The following is a 24,080-nucleotide window of genomic DNA, read 5'->3' as shown; positions in this document are numbered from 1 at the left end:
GGCTACGCGAGCTCGGTGATGCCCCAGGGCGACCCGTAGCCCCCCGGGGCGGGAGCGGCGAGGAGGTCGAGGAACGGGCGCGCGTCGAACGCCTCGGGGCCCTGCACCCCGGTGCCCGTCCAGACGCCGGAGGCGAGCAGTTCGAGCGCGATCACCGGGTTCAGGGCGGTCTGCCACACCACGGCCTGCGAGTTGTACTCCCGCATCGTCACGGCGTTGTCGGCGACGTGGTACAGGTAGGTCGAGCGCGGCTGCCCGTCCTTGCCGGTACCTCTCACCCACACCCCCGCGCACGTCTTGCCGGTCATCCGATCGCCGAGGCTCGCGGGGTCCGGGAGCGCCGCCGCGACGACATCGCGCGGGGACACCTGCACCCCCTTGACCGTGATCGGCTCGGTGCGGTCCAGACCCACCTTGTGCAGCACCTGCAGCACCTGGATGAACTCGTCCCCCAGCCCGTACTTGAACGTGACGCGCTTGGCCTTGGTCCACCGCGGCATCAGGAGCACCTCTTCGTGCTCGACGTTGACGCACTCGACGGGTCCGATGCCCTCGGGGAAATCGAACACCTCCGGCTCGCTGAAGGGGGCGGTGGTGTACCAGCCGCGGTCGCGCTCGAACACCACCGGCGGGTTCAGGCATTCCTCGATCGTCGTCCAGATCGAGAAGGACGGCGCGAACTCGTACCCCTCGACGACGAGGTTGGCCCCGTCGCGAACGCCGAGCTCGTCGATCTCGTCGAACAGCTCGTCCTCGGCGTAGCGGGCGAAGACGTCCGACAGGCCCGGTTCCACACCGATGCCGACGAGCGCGAGCCTGCCCGCCGCCTCCCAGCGCTCCGCCTGCGCGAACTGCTCGTCGCCGAGCTTGACGCCGGGGAGTTCATAGGGGCGCTCAGGGTGCGGGCGCGACAGGCTCATCGCCATGTCGAGGTAGGTCGCCCCGGCCTCGAAGCAGCCGTCGAAGATCGGCATGACGAAGCGGGGATCCACCGCGTTGAGCACGTGGGTCGCGCCGTGGGCGCGGATGAGGGATGCCACCGACGCGGCATCCGACGCATCCACCTGGGCGGCGGCGAGCCGATCGTCGCCCACCTCGTCGACGAGCGCCTGCGGGCGGGCCGGGTCGTAGTCGGCGAGGATGAGCGTCTCGAAGAAGTCGCGGCGCACGGCGATGCGGGCCGCCGCCGAGCCGACGCCGCCGGCGCCGATGATGAGGATGCGCATGATGCTCCGATCAGACCAGGCCGCCGTCGACCGAGCGCGCATAGTCGGCCGGGTCTTCACGAACGAGCACGGGGGTGTCGCGGTTGAGGCTCTCGCCGCGGAAGAACGGCTTCGCGCGGGGGAAGGCGAACCAGATGAACATCAGCACCACCCCGAACGCGAGCGAGCCGATGCCCACGACGAACGTCCCGCCGATGCCGAGCAGCACCGTGTAGCCGTAGTCGACGTCCCACATGTCGATCGCCGAGCGCACGAACGCCCACGTGAGCATGGCGGCGCCGAGGAAGGGCAGCAGGCCGCGGTACAGGAACGAGCGGCCGGAGGCGAACAGCTCACGGCGGAAGTACCAGACGCACGAGTACCCGGTGATGGCGTAGTAGAACGCGATCGCGAGGCCGAGCGAGAGGATCGAGTCCTGCAGGATGTTGTCGCTGATGAGCGACATCGCCACGTAGTACGCCGAGGCCACCACGCCCATCACGAGCGTCGAGAACGACGGGGTCTTGTACGTCGGGTGCACCGCGGCGAACCGGCGCGGCAGCGCCTTGTACGCCGCCATCGCGAGCGTGCCGCGGGCGGTGGGGAGGATCGTCGTCTGCGTGGACGAGACCGCCGAGACGAGCACGGCGACCACGAGCAGCCAGCCCACGGGTCCCAGCAGGCCGTCCTTGACGGCGAGGAAGAAGTCGTCCGCGTTCGCCTCGTTGCCCAGGCCCGAGCCCGCCTCGCCGATGCCGGCGTACATCATGGCCGCGACCGTGACGCCGACGTAGGTGACGAGGAGGATGACGGTGGTCAGCAGCGCCGCGCGGCCCGGGATGCGCTTGGGGTCCTTGGTCTCCTCGTTGAGGGCGAGGCAGGTGTCCCACCCCCAGTAGATGAACAGCGCGAGCAGGACCGCCTCGGCGAAGCCCGACTCGTTGAACGCGCCGGTGTCGGTGACGAAGCCGAACGGGTTGAACCACGCCCAGTCGAAGGCCGTGGGAGCAGGAGCGGTGCCCGCGAAGTAGTGCCACAGCGCCGCGACGACGAAGATCGCCAGCACGAGGTACTGCAGGCCCAGCAGCACGTTCTGGATGCGCTCGCCGATCTCCACGCCCCGCCAGCTGACCCACGTCATCGCCGCGATGAACACGACGCCCAGCAGCACGACCCGCCAGTCGTTGTTCTCGAACTCCTGGCCGAGCAACGACCAGAAGTAGATCGAGGCGATCTGGGCGAGGTTGGCGAGCACGACCATGCCCGCCACGGCCACGCCCCACCCGCCCATCCAGCCCACCCACGGGCCGAAGGCCTTCGTCCCCCAGGTGAACGTCGTGCCGCAGTCGGGCACGGCGTTGTTGAGCTCGCGGTAGGCGAAGGCGATGAACAGCATCGGGATGAACGCGAGCACGAACGCGATCGGGGCCTGCCCGCCCACCGCCAGCACGACCCAGCCGAGGGTCGCCACCAGCGAATAGACCGGCGCGGTGGAGGCGAGGCCGATGACCGTCGACCCCCACAGCCCGAGTGTTCCTGCCGCGAGCCCCTTGCCGTCGGGTCGGCTGAGGTCGATGGGCGTTGTCGTCACAGTGCCGAAATTAGGCCCGCCCACCGATGCGGGTCAAGCGCCGGTTTCGCACCTCACTCCCACCGCACCCGGCGCGCGGAGGTGCGGGCGTCCCAGACCCACGCGCGGGCGCGCCCCGGCGCCGCGTACGGCGGGAGGATGCGGGTGCCCACCACGGCGCGCACCTCGCCCGCGCACGCGGCGTCGACGACCAGTGCGCCCTTCGCCCGCACCGCCTGCAGCGTGCGCCATTCGCGCAGCCACGCCTCGGGTTCGCCCCACAGCAGCGTCGTGCCGGCGGCGTCATCGGTCGCCTCGCCCAGCGGCGCGACCCGCACCCCGTGCGCGGCCCACCGTTCCAGGGCGGCACGTGCCGCGGGCGCGGCGGATGTCACGAACCCGGTCAAGCCCTCGGGGCGGAACAGCGCGACCTCGGCCGCGGCGGGCTCCAGGTCGGCGTCGGTGAACGCGAACTGCACGGGAACGTCGTCGAGCAGGCCACGGCCGGGAGGCGCGTCGCGGCGGTGGTCGGCGGCGGCACCCCCCGCCGCGACGTGATCGGCGCGGGTCGGCAGCGCCAGAATCGCGCGCCGGGGCAGCAGCGGCGCGACGCGCGCGGCGACACCGGTGAGGCGCTGCGTCGTGACGATCAGGCGGATGCCGCGGCGCGCGCCGTCGCGGGCGAGCGCCTCGACCCGCTCGAGGAGGAGCGCCTGGTGGTCGGGACCGAACGGCGCAGGCAGCGCATCGAGGTCGTCGATCAGCACGAGCGTGTCCTGGGCGAGGGCGTCGAAGCCGGCGATCGCATCCCACGCCGCCTCGGGGTCGCGCGGGACGGCGACGGTGCGTGCCGGGTCGTGCTGGGCCGCGGCGACGCGCAGCACGCCGCTCTTGCCCGATCCCGGCCCGCCGATCACCACGAGCCCGCGGTCGTCGGGACGGAGCAGCGCGGTGGGCTGCCGCTGGTGGTGCGGCTCGTCGGCGAGGCCCAGCACGAGGGCGCCGGCAGGCGCCTCCGCCGGCGCGGTCATGCCCGCCAGCGGCAGCAGTGGCGGCAGATCCGGCAGCCACGGCCGCCGCGGCGGGGGTCCGGCCTCGGCCGCGGCGAGCGCGGCGAGCGTGGGGGCCCCGCACACCGCGACCCGCACCGTGCGGGCCGCGCGATCGGCGGCGCGGCGCACCAGCGCGAGGCCGCGCGCCGCGGGGTCTCCCGGCAGTGCCGCCGCATCGTCGGAGCCGATGACCAGGCGCGAGTCGGCCGCATCCGTCACCCGCAGCGAGAGGCGGAGCGGACAGTTCGCCAGCAGCGCGTCGCGGAACACGCCCGTCGCGCGTTGACCTGCGAGGACCAGGTGCATCCCGAGGGCCCGGCCGCGCGCCGCGATGTCGGCGAACACGTCGTGCAGCTGCGGCTGCGTGCCCACGAGCGCCGCGTACTCGTCGACGACGATCACGAGCCGCGGCAGCGCCCCGCCCGCCTCGTCGACGTCGCGTGCGCCGAGCGCGGCGAGCACCCGCTCGCGATGGTGCAGCTCCGCCCGCAGGCTCTCGATCGCGCGGTGGGCGGCCGCCTCGTCGAGGTCGGTGAGCACTCCGGTCACGTGCGGCAGCGCGGCGAGCCGGTCGAACGCGCGCCCGCCTTTGAAATCGGCCAGCAGGAAGACCACCTGCGCCGTCGTATGCGTCGCGCACAGTGCCGCGATCCACGTGGTCAGCAGTTCGCTCTTCCCCGCCCCGGTGACCCCCGTGACCACGGCGTGCGGGCCGTCGACGACGAGATCGACGACGACGGGCTCAGCCCCGTCCCGTCCGATGACCGCCGGCAGCGTGCCGTGGCCGGGCGGGGGCGCCGCGGCGAGCAGATCGGCGAGGTCCCCGGAGGGTGCCGGACCATCACCGCCGGCCACGGCGCCGGCCCGGGACTGGAGGGCGGCGGCGATGACGGCGGCCTGCGCGCGCCCCACCGCCTCCACGGCGACGGGCCCCGCCTGCCCGCCGTGATCGAGCCACGCAGTGGTGAGGCCCGTGAGGGTCAGCACCGCCGCGCAGTGCGGTGGCGGGGGCGAGCCCGCGGGGACGACGGCGATGGGTGCGTCCACACCGCGCTCGCGCGCCTCCCCCGGCGCGCACAGCTGCACGGCGGTGCCGGTGAGCGCCCGGCGGTGCGGCAGCGCGGCGCTCCAGCCCCCGTCGACGCCGGCCGGTCCGACGAGGCGCACCTCCCCCGGGGGCGCGGCCAGGCACAGCTGCAGCACCAACCCGCGGGCGACGGCCGCCGCCGCGGCGGGCGGGCCGACGACCGCGATGCCGTCGGTGGCGGGCACGGTCAACGGCGCATCGAGGAGGGTCGCCGCGCGCGCCCGCAGCGCGGCGTCGGCGGCACCGCTGCCCCCGCCCACCCGCACCGCGCTCACCCTCTCCCCCACCCCCACCACGACATGCCCTGCCCGGCCGGGAACCCGGCGCCAGACCTCGTGGGGCGCGGCGGTGAAGGCCGCGACGTCGGGATGCCGCGCCGCGAGCCGTCGCCGCTCGGCTGCGTGACGGTCGGCGAGGGCGGCGACCGTCTCGGCCCGGGCCCGCGCGTGCCGCCGCCGGGCGTGCCTGCGGTCCCGTCGCGAGGAGCGCAGGCCGTCGAGGGCGGCGCCGCCGGCCAGGAGCGGGCCCAACGCGGCGAACCACAGCGACAGCACCGAGCCGGTCACCGCCCACAGCACGACCGCCGCCAGCATCGGAAGGAGGGCCGAGACCACCGGCAGCGGCGGACGCGGGGCGGGGTCATCGGCGACCGGGAGCGAGAGCGGCTCGTCGGTGGGCGGGGCGGCGGGTGCGGGGTCGGGTGCGGGCATGCCTCAGCACACCGCATCGCGCCACCCGACGCGGAGCCTGCAGCCCCGGTCGTGCGCGATCCGCGCTAGTCGGCGGCTGGGGAGGAGGAGCCGGTGTCCCCCGTGGCCGCGCTGCCGTCGGCGACCGTCGGGATGACGGCCGTCGCCGGCTGCGGACGCTCGGCGGTGTCGCCGTCGTCGTCGGCGTCCATGCGGACGGCGGCGGTCAGCACGATGATCGAGACGTTGTCGCGTCCGCCGTTCTCGATGGCCGCGTGCAGCATGGCATCCACCGCCTCGGCGGGATCGGGGTGCTCGAGCAGGAAGTGCAGGATGCCGTAGTCGGTGAGTTCCTTGGTGAGGCCGTCGCTGCAGATGACGAAGCGGTCGCCGTCGACGACGTCGAGACGCACGTAGTCGGGCGTGACGCTCTCGGTGGGGCCGACGGCCCGAGTGATGACGTTGCCGTACGGGTGGTTCTCCGCCTCTTCGGGGCTGAGCCGGCCGGCCGAGACGAGCTCCTGCACGACCGAGTGGTCGACGGTGATCTGCATGAGGCTCTCGTCGCGCATGAGGTACACGCGGGAGTCGCCGATGTTCAGGGTGACCCAGGTGGGTTCGTCGCCGGAGATGTCGAGGAAGACGCCGGTCACGGTCGTGCCGGTGCCGTCGTCGGTGGCGCCGGGGTGCTGGGCGATGTCCTCGACCGCACGCGACAGCGCCTTCTCGATCGCCTTCGTCGAGACGGCGTCCTTGTCGGCGACGGCGGTCAGCCGCTCCACCGTGCGGGCGCTGGCGATCTCGCCGCCGATGTGGCCGCCCATGCCGTCGGCGACGATGAAGAGCGGATACTGGGCGAGCAGGGCGTCCTGGTTGACCTCGCGGCGGCGGCCGACATCGGTGACGGCCGCCCAGGACAGCGTCACTTCACCACCGGGCACCGCGACGAGGCGTGTGTGGGTGGTGACCTCGGGCACGCTGTCAGCCTTCCGGTGTCTGCGGATGCGCTCCGGGGCGGAACGCGTTTTCACATCCTAGTGGACTCACGCGACGCCGCCTCGGAAGCGTCCCCGTCGATCGGGGCCTCGAACTGCGCGTTGTACAGCCGCCAGTACGCCCCCCGCTGTGCCAGCAGCTCGTCGTGCGCGCCCTGCTCCACGATCGCGCCGGACTCCATCACGAGGATGAGGTCGGCGTCACGGATGGTCGAGAGGCGGTGGGCGATGACGAACGAGGTGCGGTCCTGACGCAGCCGCACCATCGCCCGCTGGATGAGCAGTTCGGTGCGGGTGTCCACCGAGCTCGTCGCCTCATCGAGGATCAGCAGCCGCGGATCGGACAGGAACGCACGGGCGATGGTCACCAGCTGCCGCTCCCCCACGCTGAGGTTGGTCGCCTCGTCGTCGAGCACCGTGTCGTACCCCTCGGGGAGGGCGTGCACGAACCGGTCGACGTAGGCGGCGGAGGCGGCATCCACCATCTCCTGCTCGCTCGCGTCGGGCCGCCCGTAGAGGATGTTCTCGCGGATCGTGCCGGCGAACAGCCAGGTGTCCTGCAGCACCATGCCGGTGCGCGAACGCAGGTCGGCGCGGGTCATCTCGCGCGTGTCGAGGCCGTCGAGGGTGATGCGGCCGGCGTCGATGTCGTAGAAGCGCATGATGAGGTTCACCAGCGTCGTCTTGCCCGCCCCCGTCGGGCCGACGATCGCGACGGTGCTGCCGGGGCGTGCCGACAGATCGAGCCCCTCGATGAGCGGCTTGTCCGCCACGTAGCGGAACGAGACGCCCTCGAAGTCGAGGTCGCTCGCGTCGGCGGGCACCGTGCGGGCGGGATCGGGGTCGGGGGTCTGCTCCGGCTCGTCGAGCAGCTCGAACACGCGCTCGGCGCTGGCGACGCCGGACTGCAGCAGGTTGGCCATCGACCCCAGCTGGCTCAACGGCTGCGTGAACTGCCGGGAGTACTGGATGAATGCCTGCACGTCACCGATCGACAGCCGGCCGCCGGCCACCTGGAGCCCGCCGACGACGGCGATGCCGACGTAGACGAGGTTCCCGATGAACATCATGGCGGGCATGATGATGCCCGAGAGGAACTGGGCGCCGAAGCTGGCCCGGTACACCGCGTCGTTCTCGTCGCGGAAGTCGCGCTCGACTTCGCGCTGGTGCCCGAAGACCTTGACGATCGCGTGCCCCGAGAAGGTCTCCTCGACACGGGCGTTGAGCACGCCGGTGGCTTTCCACTGCTCGACGAACAGCTTCTGCGAGCGACGCGCGACGAGCACCGTCACCACGATCGTGAGCGGGATGGTGACGAGGGCGATCACCGCGAGCAGCGGCGAGATGACGAACATCATCACGAGCACGCCGATCACCGTCAGCAGCGAGACGATCACCTGCGACATCGTCTGCTGCATCGTCTGGCCGACGTTGTCGACGTCGTTGGTGACGCGGCTGAGCAGCTCGCCTCGCTGCACCCGGTCGAAGTACGACAGGGGCAGCCGGTGGATCTTGTCCTCCACCTGCGTGCGCAGCCGATGCATGGCGCGCTGCACGATGCCGTTGAGGATGCGCGCCTGCAGCCAGCCGAAGATGCTGGAGAGCAGGTAGACCGCGATGACGGCGACGAGGATCCACCGCAGCCGCTCGAAGTCGATGCCGGCGCCGGGCACGAAGTCCATCGCGGCGAGCATGTCGGCCTGCTCCTGGTTGCCCTCCGCACGCAGCGCGTCGACCACCTGCTCCTGGGTGGCGCCTGCGGGTGCCTGCAGCGAGATGAACCCCGCGAACACGACGTTGGTGCCCTCGCCGAGGATCTTCGGTCCCGACACCGACAGGGCGACGCTGACCACCCCCAGCACGAGCACCGCGATCAGCTGCGGGAGGTCCACGCGCAGCATCCGGAAGAGCCGACGGGCACTGGGGCCGAAGTTCTGCGCCTTCTGCGCGGGGGCGGCCATCTGGCCGTGACCGCGCGGGCCCGGGCCGCTCATGCCGCCTCCGCCGCGAGCTGCGAACCGACGATCTCGCGGTAGGTCTCGCACGTGGCCAGGAGCTCGTCGTGTCGGCCTCTGCCGACGATGCGACCGTGCTCCAGGACGATGATCTGGTCGGCGCCCTGGATGGTCGAGACCCGCTGGGCCACCACCAGCCGGGTCGCCTCCGGCAGGTACTCGTCGAGGGCCCGCCGCAGCGCTGCGTCGGTGCGCAGGTCCAGCGCCGAGAACGAGTCGTCGAAGATGTGGATGCGGGGGTCCTTCACCAGCGCCCGGGCGATCGCGAGGCGCTGCCGCTGACCGCCGGACACGTTCGTGCCGCCCTGGGCGATGGGGGCGGCGAGCTGCTCGGGCATGGCTTCGACGAAATCACGCGCCTGGGCGATGTGCAGCGCTCGCCAGAGATCGGCATCGGTCGCCTCGGCATTGCCGTAGCGCAGGTTGGAGGCGACGGTGCCCGAGAACAGGAACGCGCGCTGCTGCACGAGTCCGATGCGCTGCCACAGCTCGTCGGGGTCGTATTCGCGCACGTCGACGCCGTCGATGCGCACGGCGCCGCCGGTGGCGTCGAACAGGCGAGGCACGAGGCCGATGAGGGTGGTCTTGCCCGACCCGGTCGATCCGATGACGGCGGTCGTGGTGCCGGGCTCCACCGTGAAGGTGACGTCGTGCAGCACCGCCTCGTCGGCGCCGGGGTAGGCGAAGTCGACGTGGTCGAACTCGATGCGCCCGCGCGACGGCGGGGCGGCCACCGCGACGGCGGGGGCGGTGACGGACGGCTCGGTGTCGAGCACTTCGCCGATGCGGTTCGCGCAGACCGCCGCGCGCGGGATCATCACGAACATGAAGGTCGCCATCATGACGCCCATGAGGATCTGCATCATGTAGTTCAGGAAGGCGAAGAGCGTACCGATCTGCACCCCGGCATCCTGCACCTGGGCGCCGCCGAACCAGATGATCGCGACGCTGGACAGGTTCATCACGAGCATGACCGCGGGGAACATCAGCGCCATCAGGTTGCCCGCCCGCAGTGCGGTCGCCATGACGTCCTCACTGGCCCGCGAGAACCGGTCGTGCTCCTGCCGCTCCCGCACGAACGCGCGGATGACGCGGATGCCGGTGAGCTGCTCCCGCAGGATCTGGTTGACCCGGTCGATGCGCTGCTGCATGAGGGTGAACGCCGGCACCATCCGCACCACGATCAGTCCGACGATCACCAGCAGCAGCGGCACGGACACCGCCATGAGCCATGACAGCCCGACATCCTGACGCACGGCCATGATCACGCCGCCGATGGCGAGCATGGGGGCGGAGATCATGAGCGTCGCCGACACCTGCACGAGCATCTGGACCTGCTGCACGTCGTTGGTGTTGCGGGTGATGAGCGACGGCGCCCCGATCTTCCCGACCTCGCGCTGCGAGAAGGCCACGACGCGGTGGAAGATGTCAGAGCGCAGGTCGCGTCCGACGGCCATCGCCAGGCGCGACCCGAACCAGACGGCGATGATCGCGCAGACCACCTGCACGGCGCTGACGACCAGCATGACGCCGCCCGTCGACCAGATCACGTCGATGTCGCCGGTGACGACGCCGTTGTCGATGATGTCGGCGTTGAGGGTGGGCAGCATGAGGGAGGCCACCGACTGCGCGAGTTGGAACACCACGATCGCGACGATGAGCGGCCACATGGGCTTGGAGTACCGGACGAGGAGCTTGCCGAGCACGCTGGTGCCTTTCCGCACGCCGGGCGGGGGCGCACGCGATCAGACGCTACGCCTGCCGTCGCGGCTCTGCCAGTCGGGCGGCGTGCGCTGTCGGCGAACGACGCTCAGACCCGCGCCGCGGGGTCCGGGACCAGCGGGAAGAGCGCGTCGATCGTCGCGAGATCCTCGGCCGTGGGGGTCCAGGCGGACGCGGCGGCGGCGTTGGCGCGCACCTGATCGGGCGTCGTGGCACCGGCGATGACGCTGGACAGCGCGGGCCGCGAGAGCAGCCACCCGTACGTGGCCTCCAGCATCGTGATGCCTCGGTCGTCGCAGAACGCCCGGTAGGCCTCCAGCGCGTCCCACGGCGCCTCGTCGTAGACGTGGCGGCGCTGGCGCATGATGCGGGAGTCCGCCGGCGCGGTGTCGCGCGTGAACTTGCCGGTGAGGAGGCCGTTGTGCAGCGGAAAGTACGGGAACAGGCCGACGCCGTAGCGCTCCGCCGCCGGCAGCACCTCGCGCTCGGCGGCGCGGGCGAGCAGGCTGTAGTGGTTCTGCGCCGATACGAACGGCACCTCGTGGCGGTCACGGGCGACGAAGTGCGCTTCGGCGAGCTGCCAGCCGGTGAAGTTGGAGTGCCCGATGTAGCGCACCTTGCCCTCGCGCACGAGATCGCCGAGGGTGGCGAGCGTCTCCTCGATGGGCGTGCCGGGGTCGGGGGTGTGCAGCTGGTACAGGTCGATCCAGTCGGTCCGCAGTCGCCGCAGCGATCCTTCGACGGCACGGCGGATGTAGGAGCGGGACCCCTTCGCCTCGCCGGGCATCCCCGGCATCGGATAGCCGGAATGCCCGAACTTCGTAGCCAGCACCACCTCGTCGCGCCGGGCGCCGAGGGCCTGACCGATGAGCGTCTCGGACAGCCCCGGCTCCTTGCCGTACATGTCCGCGGTGTCCAGCAGCGTGATGCCGGCGTCGATCGCGGCATCCAGCACCGCGCGCGTACCCTCGAGGGTCTCGGTGGCGGTGCCGGCCCGTCCGAAGTTGTTGCAGCCGAGGCCGGCGGCGGAGACGACGAGACCGGAGGAGCCGACGCGGCGGGGTGCGGGAGCAGTCATGCCTCCACGCTAGCGGGCACGCAGAAGCCCTCCGCGCGGGCGGAGGGCTTCTGCGTGGTCACGGCTGCTTGGGCGGTTCCGGCGCGGCAGGCGGTTCTGCGGCGGGCGGGGTCGACGGCGGCTCCGGGGCGGCCGGCGGTGCCGTCGGCGGCGTCGTGGGAGCGGCGGGCGGCTGGTAGGGCGGCGGCTGCGTCGCGGCGGGCGGCTGGTAGGCCGGCGGCTGCGCGGCGGCCGGCGGCGGGTAGCCGCCGGGGGCGGGCGGCGGCTGGTAGCCGGCCGGGGGCTGGTAGCCGGCCGGGGGCTGGTAGCCGGCCGGGGGCTGCGTGGGGTAGCCGGGGGCGGCCGCGTAGCCGCCGGCGGCGTATCCGCCGACCGCGGTCTGCGCGGGGATGCCGGACCAGACCGTGGTGTCACGCAGGAACGAGTTCACCCACGGGGCCGGCGGCACGGCGAGGTTCCACCGCGAGCGGTCGAACGCCACGATGCCGAGCCACACGATCGACAGGAAGATGTACAGCACGACCCACACCGGCTCCTTCTGGAGCTTGAGTCCGACGCGGTACGCGGCCAGCGCGGTGTAGACCGCGGCGACGAGGCCGAAGAGCCCGCCGATGCCGACGGGGGCCAGCACACCGGCAAGCACCCACGTGATCAGCAGCCACCACGGGTTCAGGTCGCCGAGCTTGGCGAACACCATCGTGTTGTAGACCGGCACCCAGGCGCGCCACTTGCCCTGGACTCCTGCCTTGTCGAACATCTTCATCATGAAGATCGACGTCACGATGTATGCGGCGACGGCGATCAACAACCAGATGAAGCCGAAGACCAGCAGCAGTGCGAGCGCACCGCCGTCGGTGTCGTAAGGACTCATGTCGACCTCCGGGGTCGGAAAGTGGCACTCATCGCGCCAACGCGGCATCTGCCCCGCGGTGACATGTTAGCGATGCCCCACCTCGGGCGGGAGCGACGCGCTAGCCTGGCGCGACGGAACCGACCAGAAGGAGAGCCCGATGAGCGACCCCGCTGTCCCGCCCGTACCCCCGCTGCCGTCCCGGCCGGCCTCGGTCGCCGCCGCTCAGGGCTCCCCCTCACCCGCCTCCGGTGCGGCCGCGGGCGGCTATGATCCGGCGACGGACCCGGACGACACCGGCGTCCCCTCCCCCGTCGCCGACCCGGCAGGGGCGGGTCGCGGATTCGTGCGGGCGCTGTTCGACCTCTCGTTCCGCACGTTCATCACCCGGCGGCTGGCGGGGGTCTTCTACGTCGTGGGGCTCGTGGCCATCGGCATCGGCTTCCTCTACTACTTCCTCAGAGGCCTCATCCTCGGCATCACCATGCTGGTGCCGCCGTTCGTCAACATCGGCGGCGGCGTGGCCCTGCTGATCTCGACGATCATCGTCGTGCCGATCGTCGCGTTCCTCGCCGTCGTGCTGCTGCGGTTCGTCATCGAGGCCGTCGTCGCGCTCATCGCCATCGCCGAGAACACCCAGCGCACCGCCGATCGCGCGTCGGACTAGGCGAACAGCTGCAGTTCGCCGGCGTCACCCGGCCGCACCTGCAGCCCGGCCTGCTCGGCCCAGCGGAGCAAGCCCGACGCCGAGGCGATCCGTGGCCGGTCCGTCGCCAGGCGCCGCACGAGCGCGCCCTTGGCGTGTTTGTTGAAGTGGTTGAGCGCCCGCACGGCCCCGTCGGGGCCGGGCGACACGACGCGCACGTAGGCGCCCGCGACGCCCGCGGGCACCGGGCCGAGCCCGACGTAGGCCTCCGAGCGCAGATCCAGCACGAAGGCGGGCGCGGCGTCCGTGAGGGCGGCCGTCACGGGGCCGGCCCACACCCGCCGGAGTGCGGGGAGCCCCGGCAGCGACGCGGCCGCGCCCAGGCGGTAGGCGGGGATGGCGTCCAGCGCCGCGACAGGACCGAACGGCGCGGAGTGGATCAGCACGTGCGCGCCCAACCATCGGCGTGCGGGGGCGTCGAGGGATGCCGCGTCGAGCGCGTCGTACAGCACGCCGGTGTACCGGTCGACGGCAGGCGTGGTCGGTGCCGTGCGCAGCGCCGCGTTCACGGCGATCTCACCGTGCTGGCGGGCGCCGAGCTTGAGCACGCGCACCGCCTCATCCGGCGAGGCGGACAGCGTCACGAGCGCGTCGACCACGGCGGCGCGCTCGGGGGCGAGCTGCGGGAGCGCGAGGGCGGCGGCATCCATCGGCGCACCGGATCCGCCGGGGCGCTTGGTCTCGGACGGGGGCAGCAGGATCAGCACGGGCGGGTCTTTCCCCGGCGCAGCGCGCCGGAACGCACGAATGCACCGAAGGAGAGACTCCCTCGGTGCATTCGTGCGTGCGGGTGTGTCAGGAGACCAGCGCGGCGTGGCCCGCCACGATGGTCAGCTCGTTGTTCTCCATCGAGAGGAAACCTTCGCGCGCGTCGACGATGACTTTGCTGCCGTCTTCGGTCGTGATGCGCACCTGACCCTCGGCGAGCATGGCGAGCACCGGCTCGTGACCGGGCATGAAGCCGATCTCACCCTCGACGGTCTTGGCCACGACGAGGCTCGCCTCACCGGACCAGACCTCCGCCTCGGCGGAGACGAGGCTGACGCTCAGCGCCATGTCAGCCGTTCTCCTTCTGGATCTGAGCCCACTTCTCTTCGACGTCGGAGATGCCACCGACGTTGAAGAAGGCCTGCTCGGCCACGTGGTCGAAGTCACCGTTCACGATGGCGCCGAACGACTCGATGGTCTCCTTGATCGGGACCGTGGAGCCCTCGACACCGGTGAACTTCTTCGCCATGTAGGTGTTCTGCGAGAGGAACTGCTGGATGCGGCGGGCACGCGACACGACGACCTTGTCCTCTTCGGACAGCTCGTCGACACCGAGGATCGCGATGATCTCCTGCAGTTCCTTGTTCTTCTGCAGGATCTGCTTCACGGCGGTGGCCACACGGTAGTGCTCGTCGCCGATGTAGCGCGGGTCGAGGATGCGGCTGGTGGAGGTCAGCGGGTCGACGGCCGGGTACAGACCCTTCGACGCGATCTCACGGGAGAGCTCGGTCGTGGCGTCGAGGTGCGCGAACGTGGTCGCCGGAGCCGGGTCGGTGTAGTCGTCGGCGGGGACGTAGATCGCCTGCAGCGAGGTGATCGAGTGACCGCGGGTCGAGGTGATGCGCTCCTGGAGCACACCCATCTCGTCGGCGAGGTTCGGCTGGTACCCCACGGCGGAGGGCATGCGGCCCAGCAGCGTGGAGACCTCGGAACCGGCCTGCGTGAAGCGGAAGATGTTGTCGATGAACAGCAGCACGTCCTGCTTCTGCACGTCGCGGAAGTACTCCGCCATCGTCAGGGCCGACAGCGCCACGCGCAGACGCGTCCCCGGCGGCTCGTCCATCTGGCCGAACACGAGGGCGGTCTTCTCGAAGACGCCCGCCTCTTCCATCTCGTGGATGAGGTCGTTGCCCTCACGGGTGCGCTCACCGACACCGGCGAACACCGACACACCACCGTGGTCCTGCGCGACGCGCTGGATCATCTCCTGGATGAGGACGGTCTTGCCGACGCCGGCACCGCCGAACAGGCCGATCTTGCCGCCGAGCACGTACGGCGTCAGCAGGTCGATGACCTTGATGCCGGTCTCGAACATCTGGGTCTTGGACTCCAGCTGGTCGAAGTTCGGCGCCTGGCGGTGGATGCCCCAGCGCTCGGTGACCTCGATGGCCTCGCCGGGTGCGCCGTTGAGCACGTCACCGGTGACGTTGAAGACCTTGCCCTTGGTGACGTCGCCGACGGGGACCGTGATGGGGCCGCCGGTGTCGCGCACCTCCTGGCCGCGGACGATGCCGTCGGTGGGCTTGAGGGCGATGGCACGGACGAGGTCGTCGCCGAGGTGCTGGGCGACCTCGAGCGTGATCTCGTTGGATTCCTCGCCGATCGTGATCGTCGTCTTCAGCATGTTGTAGATCGCCGGGATCGAGTCGTGCGGGAACTCGATGTCCACGACGGGGCCCGTGACGCGCGCGACGCGGCCGGTGACCGTGGTGGCCTCGGGTGCGGTGAGAGTCATTGTCTTCTCTTTCGGTGGAATTACTTGCCCGACGCCAGAGCGTCGGCGCCGCCGACGATCTCGGCGATCTGCTGCGTGATCTCTGCCTGTCGCGCGTTGTTGCGCAGGCGGGTGTAGTCGGTGATGAGCTTGTCGGCGTTGTCGCTGGCCGACTTCATCGCCTTCTGCGTCGCGGCGTGCTTGGCCGCCGACGACTGCAGGAGGGCGTTGAAGACGCGGCTCTGGACGTAGACCGGCAGGAGGGCGTCCAGGACGACCTCCGGGCTCGGCTCGAACTCGTACAGGGGGTACACCTGGCCGGACGTGGCCTCGTCTTCTGCCGCCTCGACGACCTCGAGCGGCAGCAGTCGCACGCGCTCGGGGGTCTGGGTCATCATGCTGACGAAGCGGTTGTACACGAGGTGGATCTCGTCCACGCCGCCGTCCTCGCCGCCGCGGTCGTAGGCGTCCAGCAGGGCGCCCGCGATCAGTTCGGCGGTGTTGAAGTGCGGCGTGTCGGTGTCACCGGTCCACTCCCCTGCGGCCTCCATGCGGCGGAACTGGAAGTAGCCCACCGCCCGGCGGCCGACGAGGAAGTACGAGACTTCCTTGCCCTGCGAGCGCAGGAGCTCAGCGAGCTCCAGCCCCTCGCGCAGGATCTGGGAGTTGAAGGCGCCCGCGAGTCCCCGGTCGGAGGCGAAGATGACCACCGCGGAACGGCGGATCACCTCGCGCTCCGTCGTGAGGGGGTGGTGCACGTTGGAGTGCGTCGCGACGGCGGAGACGGCACGCGTCACGGCACGCGCGAAGGGGGACGACGCGCGGACGCGCGCCATCGCCTTCTGAATGCGCGAAGCCGCGATGAGTTCCATCGCCTTCGTGATCTTCTTGGTCGTCTGAGCAGAACCGATCTTCTGCTTGTAGACCCGCAGTTGTGCGCCCATTGGCTATCCCTACTGAGTCGTCAGCCCCGGCGGCCCTTGACGATCTTCTCCTGGTTCACGTCTTCGGCATCCGCCGCAGCGAACTCCTCGTGACCCGGGTGGTTGATCGCAAGACCCTTGCCGGACTGGAACTCGAGTACGAACGCGTCGGTGACCTTTTCCAGCTCAGCCGCGGTGTCGTCGTCGAGGACATTGGTTTCGCGCAGGGTGTCGAGGATCGACGTGTTGCGCTTGAGGTAGTCCAGAAGCTCGCGCTCGAACCGCAGCACGTCCTCGATCTCGATCGAGTCCAGCTTGCCCTTCGTGCCGGCCCAGATCGAGACGACCTGCTCCTCCACGGGGTACGGCGAGTACTGGGGCTGCTTGAGCAGCTCGGTGAGGCGGGCACCGCGGGCCAGCTGGCGACGCGAAGCCGGGTCGAGGTCGGACGCGAACATCGCGAAGGCCTCGAGCGAGCGGTACTGGGCGAGCTCGAGCTTCAGCGTGCCGGAGACCTTCTTGATCGACTTCACCTGGGCGTCACCGCCGACGCGGGACACCGAGATGCCGACGTCCACAGCGGGACGCTGGTTGGCGTTGAAGAGGTCGGACTGCAGGAAGATCTGGCCGTCGGTGATCGAGATCACGTTGGTCGGGATGTAGGCCGACACGTCGTTGGCCTTCGTCTCGATGATCGGCAGGCCCGTCATGGAGCCCGCGCCCAGCTCGTCGGACAGCTTCGCGCAACGCTCCAGCAGACGGGAGTGCAGGTAGAAGACGTCACCCGGGTAGGCCTCGCGGCCCGGCGGGCGGCGCAGCAGCAGCGACACGGCGCGGTAGGCCTCGGCCTGCTTGGACAGGTCGTCGAAGATGATCAGGACGTGCTTGCCGCCGTACATCCAGTGCTGGCCGATGGCCGAACCGGTGTAGGGGGCGAGGTACTTGAAGCCGGCGGGGTCGGACGCGGGAGCAGCCACGATCGTGGTGTACTCCATGGCGCCGGCATCCTCGAGCGCACCCTTGACGGAGGCGATCGTGGAACCCTTCTGACCGATGGCGACGTAGATGCAGCGCACCTGCTTGTTGACGTCGCCGGACTCCCAGTTGGCCTTCTGGTTGATGATCGTGTCGATCGCGATGGCCGTCTTGCCGGTCTGGCGGTCGCCGATGATCAGCTGACGCTGACCGCGGCCGACGGGGATCATCGCGTCGATGGCCTTGATGCCGGTCTGCATCGGCTCGTGCACGCTCTTGCGCTGCATGACGCCGGGCGCCTGCAGTTCGAGCGCGCGGCGACCCTCGGATGCCACGGCGCCGAGGCCGTCGATCGGGTTGCCGAGCGGGTCGACGACGCGGCCGAGGAAGCCGTCGCCGACGGGCACCGAGAGCACCTCGCCCGTGCGGGTGACCTGCTGCCCGGCTTCGATGCCGGAGAAGTCGCCCAGGACGACCACACCGATCTCGTGCTCGTCGAGGTTGAGTGCAAGGCCGGCCGTGCCGTCCGCGAAGCGGACGAGCTCGTTCGCCATGACGCCGGGAAGTCCCTCGACGTGGGCGATGCCGTCGGCGGCGTCGATGACGGTGCCGACCTCGGTCGCCGCGGCCCCGGTGGGCTCGTACGCGGCGACGAAGTCCTTCAGCGCGTCACGGATGACGTCGGGGCTGATGGAGAGTTCTGCCATGGTCTTCCTTTGTGTCATGGGGCGGTGAGGCCCCGAAATCTCCGCTCCGAGGAGCGGCAAGCTCTATCCGGCCAGCTTCTGGCGCAGGTCGTGCAGACGGCTCGCGACGCTGGCGTCGATCACGTCGTCCGCGATCTCGATTCGCACGCCGCCGACGACCGAGGGGTCGATGACGACGTTGAGCGAGATGTCGGTGCCGTAGCGCTGGGAAAGCGCCGCGGTGAGCCGCTTGGTCTGGGTGCGGCCCAGCGGCGTGGCCGCAATGACCGTCGCGACCGAACGCCCGCGCTGCTGCGCCACCAGGCGCATGGCCCGGGAGATCAGCTCGCGCACCCGGCGCTCGCGCGTCTGCTGCACCGCCGAGGAGACGATGAGCGTCGTGGCGGCACTGGTGCGACCGCTCAGCAGCGTCTCGATGAGCGCACCCTTGGCCGATGCGTCACCCAGGCGGCTGCCGAGGGCGAGCTCGAGCTCGGGGTTCGCCGCGACCGTGCGCGAGACTCCGAACAGCTCCCCTTCGATGTCGGCATCCGGCTCCGCGATCGCGGCGACCCGGATGCCGAGCTCCTCGATCCCGTCGACCAGATCCGACGCCGACGACCAGCGCTGCTGCGCGGCCGTGGTCAGCAGCGACACCGTCGCGGGCTGGAACGTCGCGCCGAACACGTCGGAGACGACCTTCGCCCGTGCGGCGGGAGCCGCGGACGAATCCGCAAGCGCACCGCTCAGTTGCGACGAGTCGCCGAGGGTGCGCGCCGCGACGAACAGCTCGCGGGCAACGCCCAGGTCGACCGACGGAACGGCGCCGAGCGCCGCCGTCGTCGCCGCAAGGGCCTGAGTGGTCGCGCTGCCCATTACTTCGACGCCTCGGAGGACTCGAGGTCCGCGAGGAAGCGGTCAACGACCGCCTGCGCCTTCGCGTCGTCGGAGAGGGTCTCACCGATGACACCGCCGGCGAGGTCGAGGGCGAGCGTGCCCACCTCGCTGCGCAGCGACACGAGAGCGGACTGGCGCTCCGCCTCGATCTGCGAGTGCGCGGACGCGGTCAGGCGTGCGGCTTCGGAAGAGGCGGCATCCTTCGCCTCGGCGACGATCTTCTTGCCGTCCTCACGGGCGGCTTCGCGGATCTCACCGGCCTCCTTGCGGGCTTCGGCCAGCTGGGCGGTGTACTGCTCGAGAGCAGCCTCCGCCTTGCGCTGTGCCTCATCCGCGCGGGCGATGTTGCCCTCGATCGCGGCGGCACGCGCGTCAAGCAGCGTCTTCATCTTGGGAAGGGCGACCTTCCACACGACGAAGAGGATGATGACGAAGCAGACCGCGGACCAGATGATGTCGTACCACGCGGGGATCAGAGGGTTGTGCGCAGCACCCTCTTCCGCGGCGTACGCGACAAGAGCGTTCAGCATCCTGTCTCCTTAACTGGTGGGGGCGGTTTACTGGAAGATGAAGTACGTGGCGATGCCGATGAAGGCGAGCGCCTCGGTGAAGGCGATACCGATCCACATCAGGACCTGCAGGCGACCTGCAAGCTCGGGCTGACGGGCGACACCCTCGATCGTCTTGCCGACGACGATGCCGACGCCGATGGCGGGACCGATAGCGGCGAGGCCGTAGCCCATCGTCGCGACGTTGCCGCTCAGCTCAGCGAGAACCGTAGTTGCGTCCACGGGGGTTTTCCTTTCGGTTATGGGCGGCTTCGAGCCGACCCGCTTTAGTGCTCTTCCGCAACCGCGAGCTGGATGTAGACCGCGGTGAGGAGGGCGAAGACGTAGGCCTGGAGGACGGCCACCAGGATTTCGAACAGAGTGAAGATGAAGCCGAAGGCGAGCGAGCCCGCTGCCAGTGCCGACCACCAGCCGCCGAGGTCGAGCAGGAAGAACTGCGTCGCGGCGAAGAAGAGGACCAGCAGCAGGTGACCGACCATCATGTTCATGAGGAGTCGGAGGGTCAGCGTCACCGGCCGGATGATGAAGGTCGAGATGAGCTCGATCGGCGTGACGATGATGTAGATCGGCCACGGGACGCCGGAGGGGAAGAGCGAGTTCTTGAAGAAGTTCTTCGGGCTCTTCTTGAGGCCGGCGTAGATGAAGGTCACGTAGCTGACCAGTGCGAGCAGCAGCGGGACGGCGACGATCGCGGTGCCGGCGATGTTCATGAACGGGATGATTCCCGTGATGTTCATGAACAGCACCATGAAGAAGATCGTGGTGAGGATCGGCAAGAATCGCTGCCCGTCCTTCTTACCCAGGAGGTCTTCGGCGATGTTGACTCGCACGAAGTCCAGGCCCATCTCGACGATGCTCTGGAAGCGTCCGGGAACGATCGTCATACGACGCGTGCCCAGCCAGAGGATCAGAACGATCGCCGCAGTGGCGATGAACTGGATGAGGTGGATTCGGTTGATGACGAGGTCGCCGATCTGGAACACGGCGTCCGGGAAGAACTCGTCAATCGAGGGTCCGTGGAATCCGCCTTCGTCAGCGGTGGGGGCGATCAGGGTCGCAGCATGAATGAACAGCGCGGGCTCCAGCTTCGGGGCTCCGGCACAGGGCCGGTGCGACGATGGTCGATGAGCGTCACTCCGCAAGTGCTCCGTGAGGAGCGGGGCGGGCGCACGATCAACACTATCAAACTTAGGACGTACTCAAATCCGCTCGGAGCGACCGTCCGTCGGGTCGTGGATCTCATCGGCCGTCGGGAGGGTGACGTCGCTCGCGTGGGGCACGCGCATGCGCATCAGCACGACGACGTCGATGATGAGCGAAGCGATGACCCCGGCGATGAGCGCGACGAGGAAGACGGTCGGCTGCAGCCACGGCTGATCCTGCAGCACCAGCAGCATCACGATGAAGACGGCGAACTTCACCAGCCACCCGCCGAGCACGATCGCGAAGAAGAACGGCACGTACAGCGCGTCGCCGTACCAGCGGTTGGCGATGAGGATGCTGGCCCCGGTGATGGCGAGGAAGGCGAAGGCGACCACCACTCCCCCGAGGGCGCTCCACAGGCCCTCGACGCCGGCCACGGCGAAGCCGGCGATCGCGCCGATGACGGCCAGCACGGCCGTGACGGCGGCGGACCACAGCAGGGTGGCGCGCAGCACCGGGGTGCTGGAGACGGGGTTGGGGGTCATGCGGACTCCTGGAGGGCGGGTCGGGTGCGGCGGGTGGGCGTGAGGGTGACGACGAGGCAGGCGGCGACGCCGACCAGGCCGAAGACGATGCCGGGCAGGTACTGGCCCGGCCAGTCGGCGGTCGTGCCGATGTACATCAGCAGCACGGAGAGGCTGACCACGGCGGTCCATGCGTAGAAGATGAGCACGGCGTCGCGGTCGGAGTGGCCCATGTCCAGCATGCGGTGGTGCAGGTGCTTGCGGTCGGGCGAGAACGGGGACTTGCCGGCGCGCATGCGGCGCAGCACCGCCATGCCGAAATCGAGCAGCGGGAGCATGACCACGACGATCGGCAGCAGGATCGGGATGAAGGCACCCAGCAGCTGGGACCTGCCGAACTGATCGGGGTCACCCAGCAGGGCGGGGTCGAGGGAGCCGGTGATCGAGACGGCCGAGCACGCCATGAGCAGGCCGATCATGAGGGCTCCGGAGTCGCCCATGAACAGCTTCGCCGGGCTCCAGTTCATCGGGAGGAAGCCGATGCACGCGCCGATGAGGACGGCGGCGATGAAGGAGGCCATCGTGAAGTAGGTCGCCTGCCCCATGTCGCGCATGAGCAGGTACGCGTAGGCGAAGAAGACGATGTTGGCGATGAGCGTGACGCCGGCGACGAGTCCGTCCAGACCGTCGATGAAGTTGACGGCGTTCATGACGATGACGATCGAGAAGATGGTCAGCACGAAGCTCACGGTGCTCGAGAACCCGGTGATCCCGCCGATCGGCAGGGTGTAGATCTGCAGCTCGCCGAACCACGCCACGATGCCCGCGGCCAGGAACTGCGCGCCGAGCTTGATGGTCCAGTCGAGGTCCCAGAGGTCGTCGGCCACGCCCACCAGCACGATGAGGGTCACCGCCGCCAGCACCGCCCACGGCGCGGGGTCGGACCAGAAGCTCGCGAACCGCGGGTCGGGGTGCATCGCGGACACCGCGAAGGCCAGGACCACCGCGAGGTACATCGCGATGCCGCCGAGGCGCGGAGTCGGGGTCTTGTGCACGTCCCGCTCGCGGATGCCGGGGTAGAGCTTGTACTTCAGACTCAGCCGCCAGACGCCCCACGCGAGCACGAGGGTGACCGCGGCGGTCAGGATGATGATGAAGACGTACTGCTTCACGCCGGGCCACCGACCGGCGCAGCGGCATCCTCCGCCTGGTCGGGGTCGGCTTCCAGCAGGTCGCCGAGCACCTCGCGCAGGCGTGCACGGCTGACGGCACCCTCGCGCAGCACCCGCACGATCTTCTCCCCGTCGCCGACCAGCCCCGTCGCATCGACGATGGTCGAGGGGATGCCGGTCTCACGGGTGCCGGCATCGAGGTAGACCGCGACGCTGTCACCCAGCATGTCGACGGCGTCGTCGATCGCGATGGCGGCGGGCTTGCCGGTGAGGTTGGCGCTGGAGACAGCGAGCGGCCCGCATTCCTCGAGCATCTCCAGGGCGATGCGATCGTCGGGCATGCGCACGGCCACGGTGCCGAACGTGTCACCCAGGTCCCACGACAGCGACGGCTGCGAGGGGAGCACGATGGTCAGTCCCCCGGGCCAGAACTCCTCGACGAGGCGCCCGACGGGCTCGGGGACCTCGGCGGCGAGGGCCTGAAGCGTCGAGAGGCCGGGCACGAGCACGGGCGGCGGCGACTGTCGGCCGCGCCCCTTGGCCGCCAGCAGTCGGGCGACCGCGGCCGGGCTGAAGGCGTCGGCAGCCACCCCGTACACCGTGTCGGTGGGCAGGACGATGAGCTGTCCGCGAGCGATCGCCTGGCGGGCCTGGCGGAGTCCCGGCAGCAACTGGGCCTCGTCGCGGCTGTCGTAAACAGGGGACATGACCTCCCCATTCTACCGACGCGCCGTCGGTGTCGTATCTCGCAGGTCAGGCGCGGATCGCCGTGGTGGCGCGGTCGCGCAGGGTGAGGTCCTGATGGGTGGCCGCGGCCCGCCAGCCGTCGGCGGTCAGCAGGTCGCGGATCGGCTCGCCCTGCCGTTCGCCGTGCTCCAGCACGAGTGTGCCACCGGGGTGCAGCAGCCGCGCGGCGACGCCGCTGATGACGCGCACGACGTCGAGGCCGTCTGCTCCGCCGTAGAGGGCCGCCGGCGGATCCCAGTCGCGCACCTCGGGGTCGCGCGGGATCGCGGCGGCAGGGACGTAGGGCGGGTTGGAGACCACGACCGACACCGTGCCGTCGAGCTCGGGGAACGCCTCCGCCAGGTCGATGAAGGCGAGGCGGGCGTTGGAAGCCCCCACCAGGAGGAAGTTCTCCTTGGCCCACACGAACGCGTCCACCGAGTTCTCGGCGGCGTGCACGCGCGCATGCGGCACCTCGGTCGCCAGCGCGAGGGCGAGGGCGCCGCTGCCGGTGCCGAGATCGACGGCGACGGGTTCGGGTACGGCGGCCGCCGTCAGTGCGTCGATCGCGATCTGCGCGACCGTCTCGGTCTCCGGGCGCGGCACGAACACGCCCGGTCCGACGCGCAGCTCCAGGTGCCGGAAGGGGGCGAGGCCGGTGAGGTGCTGCAGCGGTTCGCGGGCTGCTCGACGGGCAAGCAGGTCGGCGTAGTCCGACGCCGCGGCATCCGGCAGCGCGTCGCCGCGAACGAGCGCCGCGTGCAGTTCGCCGCGCCCGATGCCCAGCACGTGCGCGAGCAGCAGCTCCGCGTCGACGTCGGGGGATGTGACGCCCGCGCGCTGCAGGAGGTCGACGGCGCCGCGCAGCGTCTCGGCGACGCGCGCGGCTTCGGGTGCAGGGCGGGGTTCGGGCATGAGCGGCCTCCAGCCTAGACGTCCGGTCGGCGCCGTCGTAGGCCGTCGTCATAAAAGGGCCCCCGCCGCCAGGCGCGTCATAGGCTGGACCGATGATCT

22 protein-coding genes are annotated in these 24,080 nt (G+C 70.4%); 1 reads left to right on the top strand and 21 read right to left on the bottom strand.

The annotated features are described in order from the left end of the window. Positions 1-2 precede the first annotated feature (2 nt). From ACFVR6_RS14110 to ACFVR6_RS14075, 8 genes are all read right to left on the bottom strand, one after another. On the bottom strand, positions 3-1,226 hold the full coding sequence (locus ACFVR6_RS14110) for a saccharopine dehydrogenase family protein (RefSeq protein WP_386964101.1): 1,224 nt from the start codon (positions 1,224-1,226) through the stop codon (positions 3-5). Positions 1,227-1,236: 10 nt separating this feature from the next. Beyond that, the gene (locus tag ACFVR6_RS14105) at positions 1,237-2,796 is read right to left on the bottom strand and encodes an APC family permease (protein ID WP_386964099.1); all 1,560 of its coding nucleotides are present in this window, start codon (positions 2,794-2,796) and stop codon (positions 1,237-1,239) included. 53 nt (positions 2,797-2,849) lie between these two features. Continuing rightward, complete coding sequence (locus ACFVR6_RS14100; protein WP_386964097.1) at positions 2,850-5,624, bottom strand: FtsK/SpoIIIE domain-containing protein; 2,775 nt, start codon at positions 5,622-5,624, stop codon at positions 2,850-2,852. Between the two features lie 65 nt (positions 5,625-5,689). After that, positions 5,690-6,580 (bottom strand): PP2C family protein-serine/threonine phosphatase, encoded by an 891-nt coding sequence (locus ACFVR6_RS14095; protein ID WP_386964095.1) that lies wholly within the window; start codon positions 6,578-6,580, stop codon positions 5,690-5,692. Between the two features lie 50 nt (positions 6,581-6,630). After that, positions 6,631-8,592, bottom strand: a complete 1,962-nt coding sequence (locus tag ACFVR6_RS14090) for an ABC transporter ATP-binding protein (RefSeq protein WP_386964093.1) — start codon at positions 8,590-8,592, stop codon at positions 6,631-6,633. Further along, on the bottom strand, positions 8,589-10,319 hold the full coding sequence (locus ACFVR6_RS14085; RefSeq protein WP_386964089.1) for an ABC transporter ATP-binding protein: 1,731 nt from the start codon (positions 10,317-10,319) through the stop codon (positions 8,589-8,591). The genes ACFVR6_RS14090 and ACFVR6_RS14085 overlap by 4 nt, the downstream gene beginning before the upstream one ends. Before the next feature lie 104 nt (positions 10,320-10,423). Continuing rightward, complete coding sequence (locus ACFVR6_RS14080; protein ID WP_386964087.1) at positions 10,424-11,413, bottom strand: aldo/keto reductase; 990 nt, start codon at positions 11,411-11,413, stop codon at positions 10,424-10,426. A 58-nt stretch (positions 11,414-11,471) separates the two neighbouring features. Further along, the gene (locus tag ACFVR6_RS14075; RefSeq protein WP_386964085.1) at positions 11,472-12,284 is read right to left on the bottom strand and encodes a large exoprotein; all 813 of its coding nucleotides are present in this window, start codon (positions 12,282-12,284) and stop codon (positions 11,472-11,474) included. Between the two features lie 139 nt (positions 12,285-12,423). On the opposite strand from ACFVR6_RS14075, the gene ACFVR6_RS14070 reads away from it, so the two are divergent. Continuing rightward, positions 12,424-12,930 (top strand): DUF4282 domain-containing protein, encoded by a 507-nt coding sequence (locus ACFVR6_RS14070; RefSeq protein WP_386964083.1) that lies wholly within the window; start codon positions 12,424-12,426, stop codon positions 12,928-12,930. Here the strand turns inward: ACFVR6_RS14070 and ACFVR6_RS14065 are convergent. The 13 genes from ACFVR6_RS14065 to prmC all read right to left on the bottom strand — a co-directional run bounded on the left by ACFVR6_RS14065 (position 12,927) and on the right by prmC (position 23,981). After that, on the bottom strand, positions 12,927-13,676 hold the full coding sequence (locus ACFVR6_RS14065) for a YaaA family protein (protein ID WP_386964081.1): 750 nt from the start codon (positions 13,674-13,676) through the stop codon (positions 12,927-12,929). The two genes, ACFVR6_RS14070 and ACFVR6_RS14065, sit on opposite strands and share 4 nt — an antisense overlap. A gap of 88 nt (positions 13,677-13,764) precedes the next feature. Further along, the gene (locus tag ACFVR6_RS14060; RefSeq protein ID WP_386964079.1) at positions 13,765-14,025 is read right to left on the bottom strand and encodes a F0F1 ATP synthase subunit epsilon; all 261 of its coding nucleotides are present in this window, start codon (positions 14,023-14,025) and stop codon (positions 13,765-13,767) included. 1 nt (position 14,026) lies between these two features. Beyond that, the gene (gene atpD / locus ACFVR6_RS14055; protein ID WP_386964077.1) at positions 14,027-15,472 is read right to left on the bottom strand and encodes a F0F1 ATP synthase subunit beta; all 1,446 of its coding nucleotides are present in this window, start codon (positions 15,470-15,472) and stop codon (positions 14,027-14,029) included. Between the two features lie 20 nt (positions 15,473-15,492). After that, positions 15,493-16,395 (bottom strand): F0F1 ATP synthase subunit gamma, encoded by a 903-nt coding sequence (locus tag ACFVR6_RS14050; protein WP_386964075.1) that lies wholly within the window; start codon positions 16,393-16,395, stop codon positions 15,493-15,495. A 20-nt stretch (positions 16,396-16,415) separates the two neighbouring features. Further along, on the bottom strand, positions 16,416-18,056 hold the full coding sequence (atpA, locus tag ACFVR6_RS14045; protein ID WP_386964073.1) for a F0F1 ATP synthase subunit alpha: 1,641 nt from the start codon (positions 18,054-18,056) through the stop codon (positions 16,416-16,418). Between the two features lie 63 nt (positions 18,057-18,119). Continuing rightward, positions 18,120-18,911 carry a F0F1 ATP synthase subunit delta gene (locus ACFVR6_RS14040; RefSeq protein WP_386964071.1) on the bottom strand — a complete coding sequence of 264 codons (792 nt, stop codon included), beginning with the start codon at positions 18,909-18,911 and terminating at the stop codon, positions 18,120-18,122. Then, on the bottom strand, positions 18,911-19,462 hold the full coding sequence (locus tag ACFVR6_RS14035) for a F0F1 ATP synthase subunit B (RefSeq protein WP_386964069.1): 552 nt from the start codon (positions 19,460-19,462) through the stop codon (positions 18,911-18,913). The genes ACFVR6_RS14040 and ACFVR6_RS14035 overlap by 1 nt, the downstream gene beginning before the upstream one ends. Positions 19,463-19,489: 27 nt before the next feature. Then, on the bottom strand, positions 19,490-19,723 hold the full coding sequence (atpE, locus tag ACFVR6_RS14030; RefSeq protein ID WP_067163287.1) for an ATP synthase F0 subunit C: 234 nt from the start codon (positions 19,721-19,723) through the stop codon (positions 19,490-19,492). A gap of 44 nt (positions 19,724-19,767) precedes the next feature. Then, positions 19,768-20,553 carry a F0F1 ATP synthase subunit A gene (atpB, locus tag ACFVR6_RS14025; RefSeq protein WP_386964364.1) on the bottom strand — a complete coding sequence of 262 codons (786 nt, stop codon included), beginning with the start codon at positions 20,551-20,553 and terminating at the stop codon, positions 19,768-19,770. Between the two features lie 147 nt (positions 20,554-20,700). Next, entirely contained in the window at positions 20,701-21,189 is a 489-nt protein-coding gene (locus tag ACFVR6_RS14020) for a hypothetical protein (protein WP_386964067.1), read from the bottom strand. Next, a complete protein-coding gene (locus ACFVR6_RS14015; RefSeq protein WP_386964065.1) occupies positions 21,186-22,340 on the bottom strand; it encodes an MraY family glycosyltransferase in 1,155 nt (384 codons plus the stop codon). The genes ACFVR6_RS14020 and ACFVR6_RS14015 overlap by 4 nt, the downstream gene beginning before the upstream one ends. Beyond that, positions 22,337-23,047 carry an L-threonylcarbamoyladenylate synthase gene (locus tag ACFVR6_RS14010; RefSeq protein ID WP_386964063.1) on the bottom strand — a complete coding sequence of 237 codons (711 nt, stop codon included), beginning with the start codon at positions 23,045-23,047 and terminating at the stop codon, positions 22,337-22,339. Before ACFVR6_RS14010 ends, ACFVR6_RS14015 begins: the two co-directional genes overlap by 4 nt. Before the next feature lie 46 nt (positions 23,048-23,093). After that, positions 23,094-23,981 carry a peptide chain release factor N(5)-glutamine methyltransferase gene (prmC, locus tag ACFVR6_RS14005; RefSeq protein WP_386964061.1) on the bottom strand — a complete coding sequence of 296 codons (888 nt, stop codon included), beginning with the start codon at positions 23,979-23,981 and terminating at the stop codon, positions 23,094-23,096. Between the last annotated feature and the right edge of the window lie 99 nt (positions 23,982-24,080).

This window comes from Microbacterium sp. NPDC058021, assembly GCF_042885955.1.
GTDB lineage: Bacteria > Actinomycetota > Actinomycetes > Actinomycetales > Microbacteriaceae > Microbacterium.
Note: the sequence above shows the minus strand (reverse complement) of the source record. Positions and strands in the feature narration are given on the sequence as shown.